At 59.4% G+C, this 15,619-nt stretch carries 23 protein-coding genes; 4 read left to right on the top strand and 19 right to left on the bottom strand.

Going from position 1 to position 15,619, the window contains the following annotated elements; genetic code table 11:
- Nucleotides 1-2: 2 nt before the first annotated feature.
- The 11 genes from BG60_RS31985 to BG60_RS31935 all read right to left on the bottom strand — a co-directional run bounded on the left by BG60_RS31985 (nucleotide 3) and on the right by BG60_RS31935 (nucleotide 6,824).
- Nucleotides 3-998, bottom strand: a complete 996-nt coding sequence (locus BG60_RS31985; RefSeq protein WP_233392240.1) for a TraK domain-containing protein — start codon at nucleotides 996-998, stop codon at nucleotides 3-5.
- Nucleotides 995-1,594, bottom strand: a complete 600-nt coding sequence (locus BG60_RS31980; RefSeq protein WP_033536763.1) for a TraE/TraK family type IV conjugative transfer system protein — start codon at nucleotides 1,592-1,594, stop codon at nucleotides 995-997. The genes BG60_RS31985 and BG60_RS31980 overlap by 4 nt, the downstream gene beginning before the upstream one ends.
- 12 nt (nucleotides 1,595-1,606) lie before the next feature.
- Nucleotides 1,607-1,999 carry a hypothetical protein gene (locus BG60_RS31975; protein ID WP_033536764.1) on the bottom strand — a complete coding sequence of 131 codons (393 nt, stop codon included), beginning with the start codon at nucleotides 1,997-1,999 and terminating at the stop codon, nucleotides 1,607-1,609.
- Complete coding sequence (locus tag BG60_RS31970; protein WP_033536765.1) at nucleotides 1,989-2,465, bottom strand: hypothetical protein; 477 nt, start codon at nucleotides 2,463-2,465, stop codon at nucleotides 1,989-1,991. The genes BG60_RS31975 and BG60_RS31970 overlap by 11 nt, the downstream gene beginning before the upstream one ends.
- A gap of 35 nt (nucleotides 2,466-2,500) precedes the next feature.
- The gene (locus BG60_RS31965) at nucleotides 2,501-3,001 is read right to left on the bottom strand and encodes a TrbC family F-type conjugative pilus assembly protein (RefSeq protein ID WP_033536766.1); all 501 of its coding nucleotides are present in this window, start codon (nucleotides 2,999-3,001) and stop codon (nucleotides 2,501-2,503) included.
- 10 nt (nucleotides 3,002-3,011) lie between these two features.
- Nucleotides 3,012-4,040: a TraU family protein gene (locus BG60_RS31960; RefSeq protein ID WP_033536767.1), complete on the bottom strand. Its 1,029-nt coding sequence runs from the start codon at nucleotides 4,038-4,040 to the stop codon at nucleotides 3,012-3,014.
- Entirely contained in the window at nucleotides 4,037-4,705 is a 669-nt protein-coding gene (locus tag BG60_RS31955) for a conjugal transfer protein (RefSeq protein ID WP_034473963.1), read from the bottom strand. The genes BG60_RS31960 and BG60_RS31955 overlap by 4 nt, the downstream gene beginning before the upstream one ends.
- Nucleotides 4,702-5,262, bottom strand: coding sequence for a transglycosylase SLT domain-containing protein (locus BG60_RS31950; RefSeq protein ID WP_235366296.1), 561 nt, complete (start codon nucleotides 5,260-5,262; stop codon nucleotides 4,702-4,704). Before BG60_RS31950 ends, BG60_RS31955 begins: the two co-directional genes overlap by 4 nt.
- Nucleotides 5,226-5,483 carry a hypothetical protein gene (locus tag BG60_RS31945; protein WP_033536770.1) on the bottom strand — a complete coding sequence of 86 codons (258 nt, stop codon included), beginning with the start codon at nucleotides 5,481-5,483 and terminating at the stop codon, nucleotides 5,226-5,228. Before BG60_RS31945 ends, BG60_RS31950 begins: the two co-directional genes overlap by 37 nt.
- Entirely contained in the window at nucleotides 5,480-6,301 is an 822-nt protein-coding gene (locus BG60_RS31940; RefSeq protein WP_034473962.1) for a DsbC family protein, read from the bottom strand. The genes BG60_RS31945 and BG60_RS31940 overlap by 4 nt, the downstream gene beginning before the upstream one ends.
- Nucleotides 6,302-6,494: 193 nt before the next feature.
- Nucleotides 6,495-6,824: a DUF5658 family protein gene (locus BG60_RS31935; protein WP_033536832.1), complete on the bottom strand. Its 330-nt coding sequence runs from the start codon at nucleotides 6,822-6,824 to the stop codon at nucleotides 6,495-6,497.
- 278 nt (nucleotides 6,825-7,102) lie between these two features.
- Between BG60_RS31935 and BG60_RS36525 the strand changes: the two genes are divergently transcribed.
- The 4 genes from BG60_RS36525 to BG60_RS31915 all read left to right on the top strand — a co-directional run bounded on the left by BG60_RS36525 (nucleotide 7,103) and on the right by BG60_RS31915 (nucleotide 10,747).
- Nucleotides 7,103-8,338: a KfrB domain-containing protein gene (locus BG60_RS36525; protein ID WP_081851911.1), complete on the top strand. Its 1,236-nt coding sequence runs from the start codon at nucleotides 7,103-7,105 to the stop codon at nucleotides 8,336-8,338.
- 63 nt (nucleotides 8,339-8,401) lie between these two features.
- A complete protein-coding gene (locus BG60_RS31925; protein WP_051996776.1) occupies nucleotides 8,402-9,622 on the top strand; it encodes a DUF1173 domain-containing protein in 1,221 nt (406 codons plus the stop codon).
- A complete protein-coding gene (locus BG60_RS31920; RefSeq protein WP_051996774.1) occupies nucleotides 9,619-10,194 on the top strand; it encodes a retropepsin-like aspartic protease family protein in 576 nt (191 codons plus the stop codon). The genes BG60_RS31925 and BG60_RS31920 overlap by 4 nt, the downstream gene beginning before the upstream one ends.
- A gap of 28 nt (nucleotides 10,195-10,222) precedes the next feature.
- Entirely contained in the window at nucleotides 10,223-10,747 is a 525-nt protein-coding gene (locus BG60_RS31915) for a hypothetical protein (RefSeq protein WP_235366297.1), read from the top strand.
- 29 nt (nucleotides 10,748-10,776) lie between these two features.
- On the opposite strand, the gene BG60_RS31910 is transcribed toward BG60_RS31915, so the two are convergent.
- The 8 genes from BG60_RS31910 to BG60_RS31875 all read right to left on the bottom strand — a co-directional run bounded on the left by BG60_RS31910 (nucleotide 10,777) and on the right by BG60_RS31875 (nucleotide 15,545).
- On the bottom strand, nucleotides 10,777-11,103 hold the full coding sequence (locus BG60_RS31910; protein ID WP_034473960.1) for a hypothetical protein: 327 nt from the start codon (nucleotides 11,101-11,103) through the stop codon (nucleotides 10,777-10,779).
- A gap of 24 nt (nucleotides 11,104-11,127) precedes the next feature.
- Complete coding sequence (locus BG60_RS31905) at nucleotides 11,128-11,541, bottom strand: hypothetical protein (protein ID WP_033536773.1); 414 nt, start codon at nucleotides 11,539-11,541, stop codon at nucleotides 11,128-11,130.
- An 18-nt stretch (nucleotides 11,542-11,559) separates the two neighbouring features.
- Nucleotides 11,560-12,129, bottom strand: coding sequence for a hypothetical protein (locus BG60_RS31900; RefSeq protein WP_144403769.1), 570 nt, complete (start codon nucleotides 12,127-12,129; stop codon nucleotides 11,560-11,562).
- Between the two features lie 62 nt (nucleotides 12,130-12,191).
- Nucleotides 12,192-12,848 (bottom strand): hypothetical protein, encoded by a 657-nt coding sequence (locus BG60_RS31895; RefSeq protein WP_033536775.1) that lies wholly within the window; start codon nucleotides 12,846-12,848, stop codon nucleotides 12,192-12,194.
- Between the two features lie 4 nt (nucleotides 12,849-12,852).
- Entirely contained in the window at nucleotides 12,853-13,209 is a 357-nt protein-coding gene (locus tag BG60_RS31890) for a hypothetical protein (RefSeq protein WP_033536776.1), read from the bottom strand.
- 162 nt (nucleotides 13,210-13,371) lie between these two features.
- Nucleotides 13,372-14,550, bottom strand: a complete 1,179-nt coding sequence (locus BG60_RS31885; protein ID WP_051996772.1) for an SGNH/GDSL hydrolase family protein — start codon at nucleotides 14,548-14,550, stop codon at nucleotides 13,372-13,374.
- Between the two features lie 96 nt (nucleotides 14,551-14,646).
- Nucleotides 14,647-14,880 carry a hypothetical protein gene (locus BG60_RS31880; RefSeq protein WP_033536777.1) on the bottom strand — a complete coding sequence of 78 codons (234 nt, stop codon included), beginning with the start codon at nucleotides 14,878-14,880 and terminating at the stop codon, nucleotides 14,647-14,649.
- 59 nt (nucleotides 14,881-14,939) lie between these two features.
- The gene (locus tag BG60_RS31875) at nucleotides 14,940-15,545 is read right to left on the bottom strand and encodes a hypothetical protein (RefSeq protein WP_033536778.1); all 606 of its coding nucleotides are present in this window, start codon (nucleotides 15,543-15,545) and stop codon (nucleotides 14,940-14,942) included.
- Between the last annotated feature and the right edge of the window lie 74 nt (nucleotides 15,546-15,619).

Genomic DNA, 15,619 nt, shown 5'->3' with positions numbered 1-15,619 from the left:
GCTCACTGCTCCTCACGCTTGCGGGCCAGCACAAAGACCCGGGCTCTTTCGCCAGGCTGCAGCAACGGCTTCGGATAGATGGAAACCGCAAGCACGTTGGGGCCGTCGAATTCCTGTTCCCGCAGTTGTGCAATCGTCTGACGCGGATTCCTCACCGTGTAGACCCAAACGTCCCCTTCCTGACCGCTGTAGCGCGTGTCGGCCGTCACGGTTAATCCATCCATCCCAATCGGCGGCAGGTTCACGTCGACCTGCGAAAAGCCGTTCGGCGACTCGCCGAGCGCGACGGACGCCATCAGGTCCTGAACGTGGGTGACGTAATCGCTGCTGTCACCTGTTTTTGGCTTGTGGCTCGCAGTAATGCCGGTATCGTCCGCAACGAGGATCGTCTGCCCCGGGATGGTCTTCGGAACAATCTCGAGCCCAAGGGCTTGACCACCACCACCCGGCGGCTCGATATAGATCTGTCGCGGCTGCGCGTCCTCAGGACGATTGACGTTCCAGTATACGTACAGGTTGTTGCTCTCCGGGCGATGGTCGACCGTCACATCGCTCATCCGCACGATGTACGGGTTCTTGAACGGAAGCACGATGCGGTTCGGTTCGGTCACACTGAGATAGACGGTCTTCGATCCCTGATTGGTCCACGAGACCTTTTGTGAGCGCGTCGGATCGTCCATGCCCAGCTTCTCCCCCGGCACGTGCAGTACACCGGGCAAGTCGATTTCTTTGGCGGGCGTCGCCTTCACAGCGATTGCCGAATCGACCGTCAGCGCGTTGCGCGCGGCTTTGCTTTTTACATGTGCGACCACCTTTTTCCGGGTCGGTGCCGCACCTTGCGCGCCGGCGGACGGAAAAGGCGTCGAACTGGAAACTGCGCCAGTCGGTTGGCCGAAATCAACCGTGGCCGGCGCGCTGTCAGCGCGTGAGGCAAACGGGAGCGAGAGCCCAAGGCTGGCCAACAGCAGCGCGGGCAGGTAGCGTGTGGTGGTCTTCATTTCTTTTGTTGAGCCTTGATCCATTCGGAGTTATGTGCCTTGTCACCGGAATAAGCGATCGCGTCGTCGAGGATCATCTGGTAGTTGGCAAAATGCACCGGAAACTCGAAGACCCACGGCTCAGCTGTATCTCTTGCCGCGTTGACCGTGTGAACGTCGCCAAGCACGAATACCCTACCCAGCTTGTCGTCCGCCTCGAAACGCTTGAGGATGAAGTAGTAGCTGCCCAGCTCGTGCTGGATGCTGAGCGTTGCTACCTTGCTGTCAATGGCCTGGCTAACCTTCGTGTAGGCAGCGGCGGAGAAAAACGGCTGTACAAACTTCTTGATGCTTTCACCGGTGCTCGGATTAACAGAAGCAAGCGCCGAAGCTACGGCATAGGCGGTCGCCTGTTGCGCGCCGACGTCCATGCCGTTTCGCTCGATCTTCGCGCCATCGGGCATGCCGGGAACACGGTTCACAACAATTTCCGACATGAAGACGACCTTGCCGACGCACAGCAGTACTGCCGCGGCGAGACACAGCACTACGATCATGAGGAAGTCATTCTTCTTTCGGAGTTCCGCGACTGACTTGTTTCGGTTCGGAAGGTCCATATCGTTGTTGCCCTATTCAGTGACTTGTTGTTCGGAATCAGCGACGTCCTGCTTGCGCATCATCTGAGATAGAAGACGGTCCGAGGCGGGGTTGATCACCGTGGCATCCCCGACATACACCGTTCGCTGCGACTTGAACCCTTTCGAAAACCCTCGCAGCCCGAAGCGGTAAAGCCAGACCAGAATGAAACCAGGCAGTCGGGTGCTACGCCATTCGATGTACTTCTTGTTCGCGTGATAGCCGACGAACGGAATACCCAGATACGCGCCAGTTCCGTAGATCTTTCCTGCCACTAGCGCAACGAACACGCTGACGATGAGGATGTATGTGTCTTTGAACTCAACGCCTAGAAACGCGCTTTCAGCGCCGCCATATTTTGGAATGCGGAAGGTCTTATTCGACACGTCGATCTCCAGCGAACCAGCAGACGAGGTGTTGCTGCCAGTCCGAAGCAGACGCAAACGCTGATTGCGGGACACACGTTCTGTCGCCAACGAGAACGACCTTGGGCCAGTTGAGCTTCGGCGCCGCGCGTCGACTGACGTGCTTCGTTCTCGCCCGCGCATTCGCCGCCGCCATCGCCTCGCGTTGGAGTTCCCGAGTACGCCAGAGTGCGGCCTCTTCCACAGAGCTGAACAGGTCATAGTTCTGGCGAGGAGCCTGCCCCAGCATGAATCGCTGCGTGCCGCGTCCGTCGTCAGCCGGCTTGGACGAGTACACATATTCGCCGCCATTCGCCGGCGCAACGACCACAGCGCCCGACACGTACCGACCCTGCTGGACGTACGTGACGCCGTCCGATGCTGGTGCCGAAAACGCCGGCACGCACACGACGGCTAACCCCGAAAGAATCATTTTGGACTTTGTCATACATTTATTTTAATCACTAGGAAGACTGATCACAATTAGTATTTATCGCCGTAGGCCGAGTAATAAACGCGGCTCGCCGCGTCCCTCGCGGCAGGCAGTTTCGATGTCTGCGCGACGAACTTCAGTGCCTGGGCGAGACTGATCTCGCCCGCGACTTTTGAGTACTCGCGAGGGTCGTCACTTTCGCCGTGAGCAACGACAAACGTCGGTGCTGCAGTGACGTGATAGCGCCGGGTCAGAACGGGATCGATGATCCAATGGGCAGGCTTCTTTCCACAGCAGGCGCTGCTGATCTGCGCGGCATACTTCTGGGTCGCAGTCAGCGTGCCGTTTTCGTCCGAAAAGCCGGTGAGCACAATCACAGCACCCGCCTGACTGGCCTCGCGGGCCAGCTCGATCACGGAGGCCTGTGGCATCCTCGTGGAGACGAATACCAGCGTGTTCCACGGTGCGGTCATCGAATCGACAAGCGACGGTTGTTCAGCGTGGGTCGAAGCCGCACAGCACAGCATGATGGTTGCGAGCAGTCTTTTCATTTGCTCTCCTTTACTGAGCGACCGTGTAGGTTGCGCAGCAGTCCTTGCGCTGGAAGAGAAAGTACCCGTAGTCCTTGTCCTGCGGACGGGACGCGCCGATCTCCTGAAACGCAAGAGGCCGACCGATCGGCGTGCACATGTTGTCGGGAAACGGAAACGTCCGGTTCGTCTTGTACTGCCGCTTGTCCATGATCAGTTGCGGCACGCCAAGGGCGCCGCATGACTGAAGAGCGTCCTGACCAGCTGTCGACTGCTGCGCCCCGGCTGCGTGCAGCTTTGCAAACAAGCGTGCGATCATCAGATGCGAAACCTGCTCCTGCGTGTTCGCAACAGCGACGTTGCCGTCCAGCGGATACATCGGGCCCCAGGCCCCAGCAACCCAGAAGAGGATTTCCGAGGGAAAGCCGAAGGTGGCCGATATCGCGTCGGGCAGCTCGGCCGCAACACTTGGAACGCCTGCAAACGGATACGCATACGGCGTCAGCATTAGCGACAGCGAGTCATCGTTCCATGTCGGATCTGCCCAGCTGAGGAAAGGTACGTCGAAAGAGCGGTTGTCCAGACACGGGTTGTTCACCACCACGCCGATCGCCGACATGACTGGATTGATGTACTCATTGACCTGTACGAAGGCCGACTTTCGCTTGCCGTTTAGATGCGCCGTCGTGTAGTTCTCCGTTCCGTACTCGTCGGAGTTGTACGGCGTGTTGATGTCGATTCCTCCGAGCAGGGGCATGCAGCCGGGCTTTGTCGTGGTATCGACCATGTAGCGCGGCTCCCAGAATGAGACCGGTGAACCCACCGACAGGTTGTTGGCGCAGACGCAGACCGGAAAAGAACTCGCGCCTGTGTCGTAGTCCTGAGAGGAAACGCCGAGGTTGATGAACCCCCCCATGATGGAAATCGGAAATATGCAGTCGTAGCAGACGTCGTTAATGAGATTGGGAAAACTGCCGTTGCAGATCTGCTGTGCCTGGGCGCCGCCCGACAGGCTGAACGCCAGTACGATCGCAATCCAGAATCGCGAGAGAAGTCTCATTTCATATCTCCCATACCGAACTGGACGGCGAGCTTGTCACCCTGCTGGAATAGCGCAGCCGGAACGCTGGCAATCTGGATGCCATACAGCTTTGCGAGCGTGCTGATGATGATCTTGCGTTGGTCGAAATAGAAAGGCACGCCCTTCTCACCGCGCCACGGGACGTTCTGATACTTGATGCGCATCAGGTACGGCGAGCCGGCCGTGAGCACGATCTTCATCGGTTCCCGCTGGCTACGCCGGATTGCGTACTCCACTTGCTTTGGATCGGTTCCGTCGATGAACAGCAGGCCAGACGTCAACGGCATAACTTTCAACGGTTCGACAACCGTGCCACGTTTGACGATCACGTTTCCGTTCTGGTCTTTATAGTCCGACGGAATCACAAACCGAAGGTCGTGCAACTCCGTGCGCGTCGTGTAGTCGCTTCTGACGCCGAGCGACGGCGGGTTTTTGATCGACGCAATCACCTTGTCCCGGTAGTTTTTCCAGAACGTGTCCATCTCGCCGCTCTGCTGCTTGTGACGCATGACGTCCTTGATCTGCTCCGTGGCGTCGCGATCGAGCGCGTAGGTTTGCGCTTTCACGCCGAGGTCTTCGGCACAAGCAAGCTGCGCAGTGGCCGCGAGTGCGAACACAACGCATTGCAAAAATCTTCTGTTCATTTGTCCACCACCATTGTTGGTCGCGTCGGCCTCGCTTGCGTCTCGATCCGGGCGGCTCGAGGAAACACAGGCTCGCTCTCCGGGTTCATCAACCGCTCGTATTGCTGCTGGACGAGGCGCGCGTATTCGAGCCGTGCCTTTTCGTTGCCGGGTGCGATGCCCGCGCCATATGCGCCGACCGCACGCCAGGTATTGCCATACATGCGGATAAAGTCGGAGAGCAGGAAAGTGCCCACATTGATGTTCGTGCAGCCGTCTAGCAGATCGTCACGATTGATGCCATATCGCTTCAGCCAGTTCAGGTGAAACGGCATGATCTGCATCACCCCCATCGCGCCCGTGGTCGTGTTGACCGCTCCTGGCCGATAGCGCGATTCCACGTGACCGATTGCAAGCAACAGCTTCACGCTGATGTGCCGACGCTGCGCCGCGTGCTCGAAGCATGCCCGCAGGTCAGCGTCAGCTCGCGCGGATTGGCAGATACCCAGCGCGATCACGAGCGTGACGAAGGCCCGGATCATCACGCGTACTTGCTCAAGCCCCTTCGGGCCAGCCAACGCCCGAAGGAAATCAGCCCGAGAACCAGTTCGATCACCACCGCAGCGAAAATCACGTAGAACGATGCAGCGATGATTAGTGGCCCCAACGGACCGAGGTCGCCAGCTGTCAGCATCATGAAAACAGCCGTGGCGATTAGCGTGACGACGCCGGCATGGAGCGCCGTGTAGCGACCGGGCGCGGCAACGGCGCTAAGAAGGCGAAATTTCAGGGTGCTCATTTGGATGCCGTCAGGTTTGCGTGAGACTGCGTCAGTTGCGCCTCGATACGGGCCGTGGGGGTCAGGCCGGGCACCAGCGTTCCGTCTTCGAAAATCAGGGCCGGCGTGCCGTTGATACTCCACTTCTCACCGAACGCAAGATTGCGGGCGATGGGGTTCTCGCACGTCGGCTGATCGGGTTGACGGCGCGAATGCAGGTAATCGCGCCACGAAGAAATCAGGCGCGCCGATCGCTTTTTGTAGTCCGCTTCGGGGTCCGCATCGAGCGGCGGGCCGGAGAAACCGTCACGCGCAAGGTCTTGATATTTGGCCCACGCGGCCGCCCGATCCGACTGACACCAGACGGCTTCCGATACGCCGGGTGCGTTCGGGTGCAACTGCGCGAGGGGGAACGGGAAGATATAGACCGTAACGTCCTTGAGCTGGGTGAGTTCGCCATCGAGCCGACGGCAGTAAGGACAGTCGGGGTCGGAGAAGACATAGAGCTTTCGCGAGCCGCTACCGAAGCGGATCGCATCCTTCAGGTTCAGTTGTGCCACATCAATCTTCGGCCGGTTCGCCTGTTCGAGCGCCTGCGTCAGGTTCTGCTTGGTTCGCAGGTCGATGACGTTCCCGGTGATCAGCACGGAGAAGTCGTCGCGCACGAAGAAGACTTCGCTGCCCTTGACGACCGACCAGAAGCCGGGAATCGAAGGCTGGATCTTGGCACCCTGAGCGGCCGGAAAGCGCTTGACAAGCTCCTCGGGGAAACCGGCGTGAGCGAGTGCCGCGTAGCCCGCGATAACGAGCGCGGCGGTGAGTTTGGAAATGCTTCGCATGAGTCTGTTGCTCCGGTTGGTGCCGTTATCGGCGATCGAACTTTCAGACGGTTCGGTTGATACGACAGAAATCCATCTGCGGTGTGCGGCGTCGGAGCGTGGCATGCAGGTGCGCGGCGCAAGGCTGTGAAAACCACGCCAGCATGTACCGACACAATTCATGACGGTCCCCGATCCCCGTAACGGCGATGGCTTAGGACAGGTAGTTATTGAGGACGACGCAGCCGTAAACGACGATCAGTACGGCGAGGCACAGGCCGTACTCCAGCTCATACATTCCTTTGTGCGCTCGCCAGTAGAGATAGCCGATGGCGAGCAAAAGCAGAAATGCGGCCTTGATCAGCGTCAACTCGTAGGCAAAGCTGATCCACTGGGAAATCCAGTTAAGGAGCTTGTTCGACTCATGCCGACCATGCGGTGCGGTGAGCGTGCTGTGCCAGTCGAGCAGCTGAAGAATCGCAACGACGCCGAGAAGAACTGGCGTTCGGTTGCGAAAGATGGCGTTGGGATGGTCGGTCCTCATTACGTCCCCGTAGTGTGCGCGCCGTTTTGTGTAAAAAACTGAATCAGGCGACGGGGTGATTATAATTTAGTTTTTCTGGCGATGCACGACCTTCCGTTGTGCACTACCAACCATGTCATAGCTTTTCGTCGGGGCCGTTAACCGTTGTAATTTCAACACGTTGCGGCAAGGCATCGAGTGCGGATCGCCGGGAAGATCTGAAGACGTTTTGCCAACCGTGACAAACGAATTAAAATCACGGATGCAGGTTAACAAAATCAAATTATGCGGGGTGTGAGATGGAGCTTGAAAACATCCGGTACGTCAATTTCGACGAACCGGACCGGCGCCGCGTACAGGAGCGGGCGATAGAGTCGGCAAGGTCCGCGCCGGAGAAGTACATCGAGGCCTACAAAAGCGATGTCCGGTCGTTCGAGGGACGGTACGTTGCGGCAGATCTCTTCAAGGAGACGTTCCCGGAGTTCAGCGCGTCGCGGGAGGCGCGAAACCGATACAACCAGCCGGTGCACAACACGGCGGCGGTTCTGTCTTCCGCCCTCTTCACCGAAAACCTCCAGGGGAAGCGCGAAGCGGGCCGTGACACGGTGTATTTCCTGACCGGCTCTCCAGGGGCCGGCAAAACGTCGCTGATGCTCAAGGAAAACAGACTGCCGCAGGATGCCGTGATGGTTTTTGAGGGGCAGATGTCGAGCTTCGACACCAGCCGCGACAAGATCCAGAAGGTGCTTGATGCCGGTTACCGGGCGCATATTATGGTCGTACATCCCAAGGTCGAAGATGCGCTCGACAAGACGCTGCAGCGGTTCTACGAGGAGGGCCGGGGTTCAAGCATCGGAACCATCGCGCGGATCGTCGGTGGCCTGCCCGACTCGCTTTCGCAGCTGAGCGCATACTTCGGAAATAATCTACTTCTCGACATCATTGATGTGCGCGACCGGTCCAACCCGGTCAATCTGCAGGGTTTCGAAAACGTCAACGTCTTGAGATCAGAGGGCAACTATGAACACATCCAGCAACGACTCCAAACCAGAATCGAACAGCAGCGAGACGCCGGACGAATCGACGATGCCGCCTACCGACAGGCAGCCGGACTCCCACCGCGAGATAGCCTCGCAGTGGATTCGCAGCGCCATGAAAGGAGTCAAGGAGATGCACGAGAACGAGGAAGCTCGACAGGACGTAGCGGGCAAGCTGTTCTGACTGCGGATGGCGATGAGCCGACCGGGGCGAAGGCGACCGCGGGAACCCATTTACGTGTCACGAAAGCAAGCGATCTCGATCCCAACATCGTGGTGCGCGGCGAGGTGATCAGGGTCACAGACAAGCACGTGCTCGTGCAAACTGGACGTACGGATGCCGTTGAGTTTGCCCGTTCAGACGTTAGCGGTGCGGTTCGCGTTGGCCAGAGAGTGCAGATGAACTATCAGGAAGTCGATCAGAAGAAGTCGGTCGAGCAGAGTCAGGAAATGACGCCGGGAAAGCAGGAGCAAAGCCGCGGTATAAATGAGCCGTGAACCGAGTAACGTCGGAAGCGCTACCTTGCGTCCTACAAGCACTTAAAAAAACGGGGTTTGGCAATGCAACGCTATGAGATCGACGGACGGCTGTTCGACGAAGACGGTCCCGCACTGCAGGCTGCACTCGGCCGTATCCACCACACGAAGATCCGGCCATTGTGCCTTTGCGTGCGGCCGGGGATTCCAATGTACGTCGCGAAGTCGAACGGTCACTATCTGATCAAGCGAATGCCAGAGTCGGGAGCAGGCCACGCCGCTGATTGTGGGTCGTACGACCCGCCGGCGGAACTCAGTGGGCTCGGCGAGGTACTGGGTCACGCGATCAAGGAAGATATCGAAGACGGAACGACGGCCCTACGGCTTGACTTCGCCCTGAACAAGGTTCCGGGGCGAGCGCCGCCACAGCCCAGCAACAGCGAGCAGGAAAGCATCAAGGGCGAGACTTCGAAGCTCACCATCCGGTCTCTGCTGCATTTTCTGTGGGACGAAGCGCACCTGACGCACTGGAATCCAGCGATGGAGGGCAAGCGCAGCTGGGCCACGATCCACAAGTACCTGGTCCGCGCGGCCCAGGGCAAGTATACAAAAGGACTGCATCTGCCGAGTACGCTTTATGTACCCGAGCCCTTCTACGTCGATCGCAAGGGGGAAATCGCGCAGCGGCGAAGCGCGCTCATCGCCTCTGCCGAGAGCGCTGGCAGGACGGGACAGAAGCTCTTCATTGTTGTCGGCGAGATCAAGGAAGTGACCGCAGCACGCTACGGAAAGAAGGTCATCCTGAAGCAGGTTCCAGATTTTCCGTTCATGTTGAGCAGCGATCTGAACAAGCGGCTCGAAAAGGTCTACAAGGACGAGGTCAGTCTCTGGAACGCATTCCCCGAAATTCACCTCGTCATGATCGCGACGTTTAGCGTGGGCGGTGCCGGCATTGCAGACATCGAAGAAATGGCCCTGATGCTTGCCAACGAGCACTGGCTGCCGTTTTCGAACGTCGACGAAAAAAACCTGCTGGACAGCCTCGTTACGAACGGACGACGGTTCGTTAAAGGTCTCCGCTACAATCTCCCGTCCTCACGGCCACTCGCTTCGGTGATCCTTAGCGACACGTCGGAGAAACACACCGCGGTGTATATGATCCCGGGCAACGCGTCCGACGGCTTTATGGCGGCCCTTGGCGAGCTGCTGGAAAACGACCGGCTCAACCATGTGCAATGGGCAGCCGGCGATGCAATGCCCGATCTATCCCAGGCCGTCCCGCACGCTTTCAATACCGCAGAATGACACTGAAGCTGCTTTCGCATGCGAAACGATCTCTCTTCGTTTCCACGCCAGCCGCAGCCGCGGCGACACTCGCAGCTGGCATGATGATGCTCCCTCTTTACGGCCACACTCAGACGATCCATTTCGGGGTGTTCGACGGTCGCAACTATGCTCCAGCGCAGCTGCCTCTGGCCGCGCGGTCGCCGGTCCAGAACGAGTCACCGAAACTGGATCGCGGGGTCTATCTGGTGCCCCGGTCAGCGGACGGGCAGTACCACCTCGCCGGCTGGATCAACGGTTACCCGGTCGTATTCCTGGTCGACACAGGCGCCACTGTTTCGGCAATTCCGCTGCACGAGGCGCGTAATGCAGGGATTCGCGCTGGCCAGCAGGTTGTCGTTTCTACCGCTAACGGTATGGCAACCAGTTGGACGAGCAAGGCCAACATCCTCAGCTTCGGCGGCTTTACGGTCAGCGACGTCGACGTGCAGGTCGTCGAGCACCTGCAGTTCCCCCTGCTGGGAATGAACGTACTCAACCGTTTCCAGATTGGATACGCCAACGGTTATATGACGTTGAAAATCGCGCAGTGAATAATGCTGCGCGCCCCTCGGCCGACTCATGGTGACCTCGCTCGCGCTAGTCCAGCATCTGCCTGTTAAATCGATGCTGGCATATCTTTGCCCGGCAGCGATCATCGCGCTGCTTCTAGCGCGCTGGGGTCGTGCCAACCTCGCCTTCGCATTGGTGGCGCTCCCGGGTACGATCGCACACGAACTGCTGCATTTCATCGTCGGATTTCTTACGCTGGCGCGACCGGTACGCTTGTCCCTATGGCCCCATCGCGCAGCGGACGGTTCCTACGTGTTCGGTGCTGTCGTATTCGCGAACGTGCGGTGGTGGAACGCGGCTCCTGCCAGCCTCGCTCCGCTGCTCGGTTTTGCAATCGCACCTGTCGTCGCATGGCTAAGAGTGCGTCATGGATTCCACCCGTCCGCGTGGGATGCAATGCTGTGGCTATGTCTCGCGCAGCTGCTAATGGCGGCATGGCCGTCCAGCGTCGACTGGCGCTTGTCATTACGGTCGTGGCCGTTTCTTGTGATTGGGACGGCCGGGGCGTTCCTGATCCGCTTTGTACACGGCTGAAACGATTGCTCAGGCGCTCGCCTTCCGCCCTAGTCAGAGTCACGTACGAAGCGATCGGGCCATCGCAAGAGGATGACATACCGCGCGATGTACATCATGCCAACGACCGTTGTCATCAGCGCGCCGACCGCTAGCGCGACGGCCAGCTTCCACGCGATAGCAGCCGGTGGCGCTGCCAGGTCTGTAGTCGACACGTCGGGCGCCATGACCAGGCTGATTGCACACAGGACCGAGGCAGTCACCAGCGCGTAGAACATGCGACGCCCTGCACGGCGCTGAGCGGCGACTACCCGATTCATCGCGTCCGTGTCGTGAAGGTCGATTATCCAGACAAGAAGCCCCCGGATTGTTTCCATATCATCTCCCTCGCCGGTCACCGGCTAAGAACACTGCGTCACATTGCGGAAGAGATCGACGGCATCAGCCATTGCGCCGGCCGCGTCCAGCTCGACCTCTCCCCGTCCCATGAGAAGAATTTGTAGCAGCTGGTCGGGAAATCGACGCAGGACGCCATCATCGGCGCGGCATAAGTCACGCTCGTCTTCCCGTACCCATCGACGTACCTCAGTAGGCGTCGCGGTGTTGATGGACCGCAATTCAACACTGTCTTCGTCGGCGCCGAACAGGCGCAAGGCATCTTCCAGTGTCGCCGCGTGCGCCCATTGTTCGGTTGTCCAGGTAGGAGGCGAATGCTGGGGCGGAGTGCCCGCCATCAAGGGGTTCCGGCTGAGCCAGTCGGCAAACATCCAGACCGCGATAGTGTAGGCCTGGTTACCAATGGAGGAGGTGTACATTCTGTGTCGCCGGCGCCATCAGCTGCGCGGAGTCGAGGGCCGCTGCAACATCACCAGCGCGATCGGCGCGCCGGAGACGTCGAGGCCGGCCTTCAGCGTCCCGTCCTTGCCATCCCACTGAACAGTTTCGTTGAGTCCGGCGAAGCCGGCCGCTGAGTCGGGCTTGCCCATCTTCTCCGTCAGGCTCGTGACGATCCCGCTAAAAGCCGCAGAGGGAAATTCGATGCCAAAGGAGCTGAGCGTGTACCCGGCCGCCGAATAACTGAACGCGAGCGTCTGCTGAAAGCTCGTTGCGTTGCCAAGTTGAAGCTGGGCGACGCTTCGAGTGCCGTCGGCGCCGAGCGTTGACCAGGTGCAGAACTTGAGCGTAGTGCTCGGGGGCAGGCGGGCACGCTGATCAAACATAATGTCGCCGTCGCCCAGGCAGTACAAGGATGCGCCGGCAGGGGCTGCGGCCTTGACCTCATCGAGCGACATTCCAGCTCGGACGCCGAGCAGGTCGATATGCTCCGGCTTGCCACAACCAGCCAGCATCAGTGCTGAGGCGCAGGACAGAAGAGTTAAGGCGATTTTCGAGCAGGTGGTCATGCGTTGTTCCATTGTTTGTTTAATCTTTCGTTGAGGAGTGGTTGGCGCTTGCGCAACCCTTTTTACGACGCAATCTTTCGCCGCATCGCTGTCTTGAATTCGGCTGGGCTTTGTTTGTCCGCTGTGAGCCCTCGTTCTGCCAGATACAGAGCGAGTTCCAGTTTTCTCACCCGTTCGGCCAAATCGACATTCTCTCTGGCAAGCCGTTCGGCCCGTCTGACTTCGTCCTGCAATCGCTTTTCATACTGCTCAACCGAGCGAGGTAATGACCGCCGGCGTGCGATGGAGAACAAAACGGCGCGCTCTGCAATCACGTCGGCTTCGTGCTGGAACGCGGACCAGTCTCCCAACTTCGCACCCAGCGACGGCCATCCGTTTCCGGTCGGCCGCAGAATTTCGCGCACGGTGTGCCCATCGGCGTACAGCAGGCCCCACCGCTCCGGCAGATCGGCTACGTCCATCACTTCGGGCAGGCAGAGATAAAACCGATACACACCTAGACCGCCCGATATGCGATGTGGCTTGCGTGAGTCGGCCAGAAAATCGGACCGGGACGCCTTGGCTTCTATCACGGCCGAGCAGTTAGACCTGAAGCCGATAACATCGGCTTGTTCCCGCGTGCCGCTCGTCACAAGCTCGCTCGCGACTACGGCAAACCCCTGCCGCTTCAGCCATTTTTCGCCAAGCGTCACCAGCCGTTTATGGATTTCCCCCGCCATCGTGTTAACCGTGCAGCGCGAAACACACGGCGGCCCGGTGATCCTTGTACTGGGCCATCACGTTGCTTTTTGACAGGGCTTTAGCGATAAGACCTGCTGGGGCGCTGAAATGCAGCTCAAGAGCATCTGCAGCGTCGGCAGCGTGAAAACATGCAGGCTCTTTGGAGACAATATTCCCCTCGGCGTCGTGCATGTCGACCCACATTTCACCGTCTTCGAGATCTTGCCCGTTGTTTGGGAGAGCCCGATCGTCGGCTAATGCTGCCTGCAGCATGCGTTCGCCGTCGACCGGCGAAACTGGAGTCTGCATCACGTCGATCAACTCGCCGTGCACTGCGACCTTGGCGACAAGAGTGAACATCGAACCTCCTTCATGACGGACTTATGATTCAACCAACTTGCGCCTTCGAGCGCTTGCTTCAATCGTCGCAGTTGTGAACCGCACAGGTTGGAAAGTGACACGCGGTTACTTTCGCGACATCCCTGAGCGGTCCCACATCAGACTTTTACCGCGTCGCGCGCGTTACTTGCTGACGCCGGCGCTCGCCAGTTGCTGTTCGACATACTGCGCGAACAGGGCGTGGAGATGCGTCGACGGATTGGTCAGATCGGCGAACATGTACGACTGATCGGCACCAGCAACGGTGTAAAGGGCCGGCGCGCAGAACAGCGACGAGCCGAACGCTTGCGGATTGCTCACGCCAGAGTTGGTCGCATTCTGGACCATCAGCGAAATATTGCAGCCTGTGCCGGTATTGGCAACGGAGAAGCCATTCGCCTGATAGGCAGCGATAACACCGTTTTGCCACCCGAACAGGTCAACCGGAACGACCTTGCCGGCCGGCAAGCCGAAGCTCTGAATCGTCTGACTGACCGCCTGGTTATAGACGGTTGCGAGCGCCGTCAGCAGCTGCTGCCCACTCGAACCGACCTTTGCCCCAAGGGGAGTCTGGCCGAGGTCCGGCACATTGACCACGACGACGTGGCCGGCGCCCGCGGTCGCGATCTGTTGCACCGTCGCAGCGAACTTCTGAGCTACCGGCACGAGAGCGGCGGTTGCTTCCTTCTGCACCGCGCTGGTCAGGTCCATGCCTCCAGCGACATCCGATGCGACCAGGCTCTCGATCGAAGGCTCGAGAAGGAGAATGTCATTCGTGCCGCCGTTCACCAGCACGACCTGGCTGGAGCTGAAGGCTCCATGTGCACTCAGGTAGTTCTGCACCTGCTGCGTGACTGGAACGGTTGTCGCCTGCGCGTAGTCGGCGTTCGGCACCGACGACGCCGCATGCCCTTCGCCGGCCGGGTCCTGCACGCGTGCCCCGCCTTGCGCGTAGCCAAGGCCTGTCGACGCTGCGAGCGGCTGACCAAAGCCGCCAAGATAGGCAGCGCTGAGCGAGCCGCCGAAATATTCCGCGACCTTCTGCGTCCAGACTTCGCCCGGATTCGTGGTAAAGCGGCCCCCGCCAAAACTCGCGGTGATGACCGGCGCGTATGTACCTACATCCGACAGCTCGTCGCCGAACGATACGATTTGAACGTTTGCGCTGGCCTGCGCATTCGACGCCGCGGAGGTATTGCCACCGCCACCGCCGCCGCCGCACGCCGCGAGTGCCGCGAACGCCAGCGTCGCGAGCGCGTATTGCGCGGTCCGCTTGATCGTGGTGATGTCGTTTGCAAAGATGGCCGTATTCTTCGTCTTCATTATTTGGTTCCTCGGTCTGTTAATCGATGCGTTGTGGGTCGCTTGCTGTTGGTATCGCGAGCCACCACCTGTTTGGGCCGCTTGGCCGCTGCTGCTTTATTCTTGCGGGCCGGGCGGAGCCACTGCGTCGCCGCCCCGTTCGGTTGCCTGCTCGACACGTGTGAGCCGCGAGTGCTCGCGCATCGCGTCGCGTACGTCGTTAAACTGGTTTTTGCGCGTATCGCCTTCCCAGAGAACGTAGCGGGGGACGCCTTGCACGTAACACTTGGCGATCGTCCAACCGCTCGGATGCGACAGGCAATACTCGCTTTCTTTGGTCCACTCGCCCATTGCCTTCGTCCTCACCAACTGGCATAGAGCGCTACCAGCTCACAGCCAGTAAGTCATCGTCACGACGGCTGGCTGTCGCGCAAGGCGGCGAGCGCCGGCGTTTGCGTGATGGTGGCACCCATCGCCGGGTCAGCTTGCGCAACTGCGACCTTGAAAAACAGCTCGGGGTGAGCTTTGTAGACGAGATGGCCCATCTGGATAACGGCACCGAGGGCGACAAAGATTAGGCCGTTGCGGCAAAAACGCGATGCATCGACGAGGGCCTTAACGGTGGCCACTTCAATCGCATTCGGTGTCGCCCCCTTCTGCGTGTCGATCAACGAAAGCATGTCGACCTCTTGCTCCCTGCTCATTACGGCACCGATCGCCACCCAGCACGTTCCATAAAGCACCACGCAGGCAGAGATCCAGTCGAACTGGTCGTCGGCGAGAACGATGTGGAACGGAAAGGAAAGGCAAAGTGCGAACACCGAAGCGAGCGCGAGTAAGAAGGCGATGTTGTGATGCTGTGCCGGCGCCGCGGGCGCGCTTTTGTGATGGACGAGTCGCGCGTAGATCCGCCTGATGGCGACGAACGCGATGCCAATGAAAAGCCAGAAGAGAGTCGCCTGCAGCACGGACATGCCTGCTACGGCGTTGGTGAGGTCTTGAAGATACTTGGTCATTTTGCGTTCTTGTTGAGTTGCTGGTTCTGCTTGCGGCACCGCCCCCGGGCGGCGCACCTGTCTCGCAAACACAA

The organism is Caballeronia zhejiangensis (assembly GCF_000698575.1).
GTDB lineage: Bacteria > Pseudomonadota > Gammaproteobacteria > Burkholderiales > Burkholderiaceae > Caballeronia > Caballeronia zhejiangensis.
The sequence above is the reverse complement of the archived record's forward strand: the minus strand, read 5'-3'. Positions and strand labels throughout refer to the sequence as shown.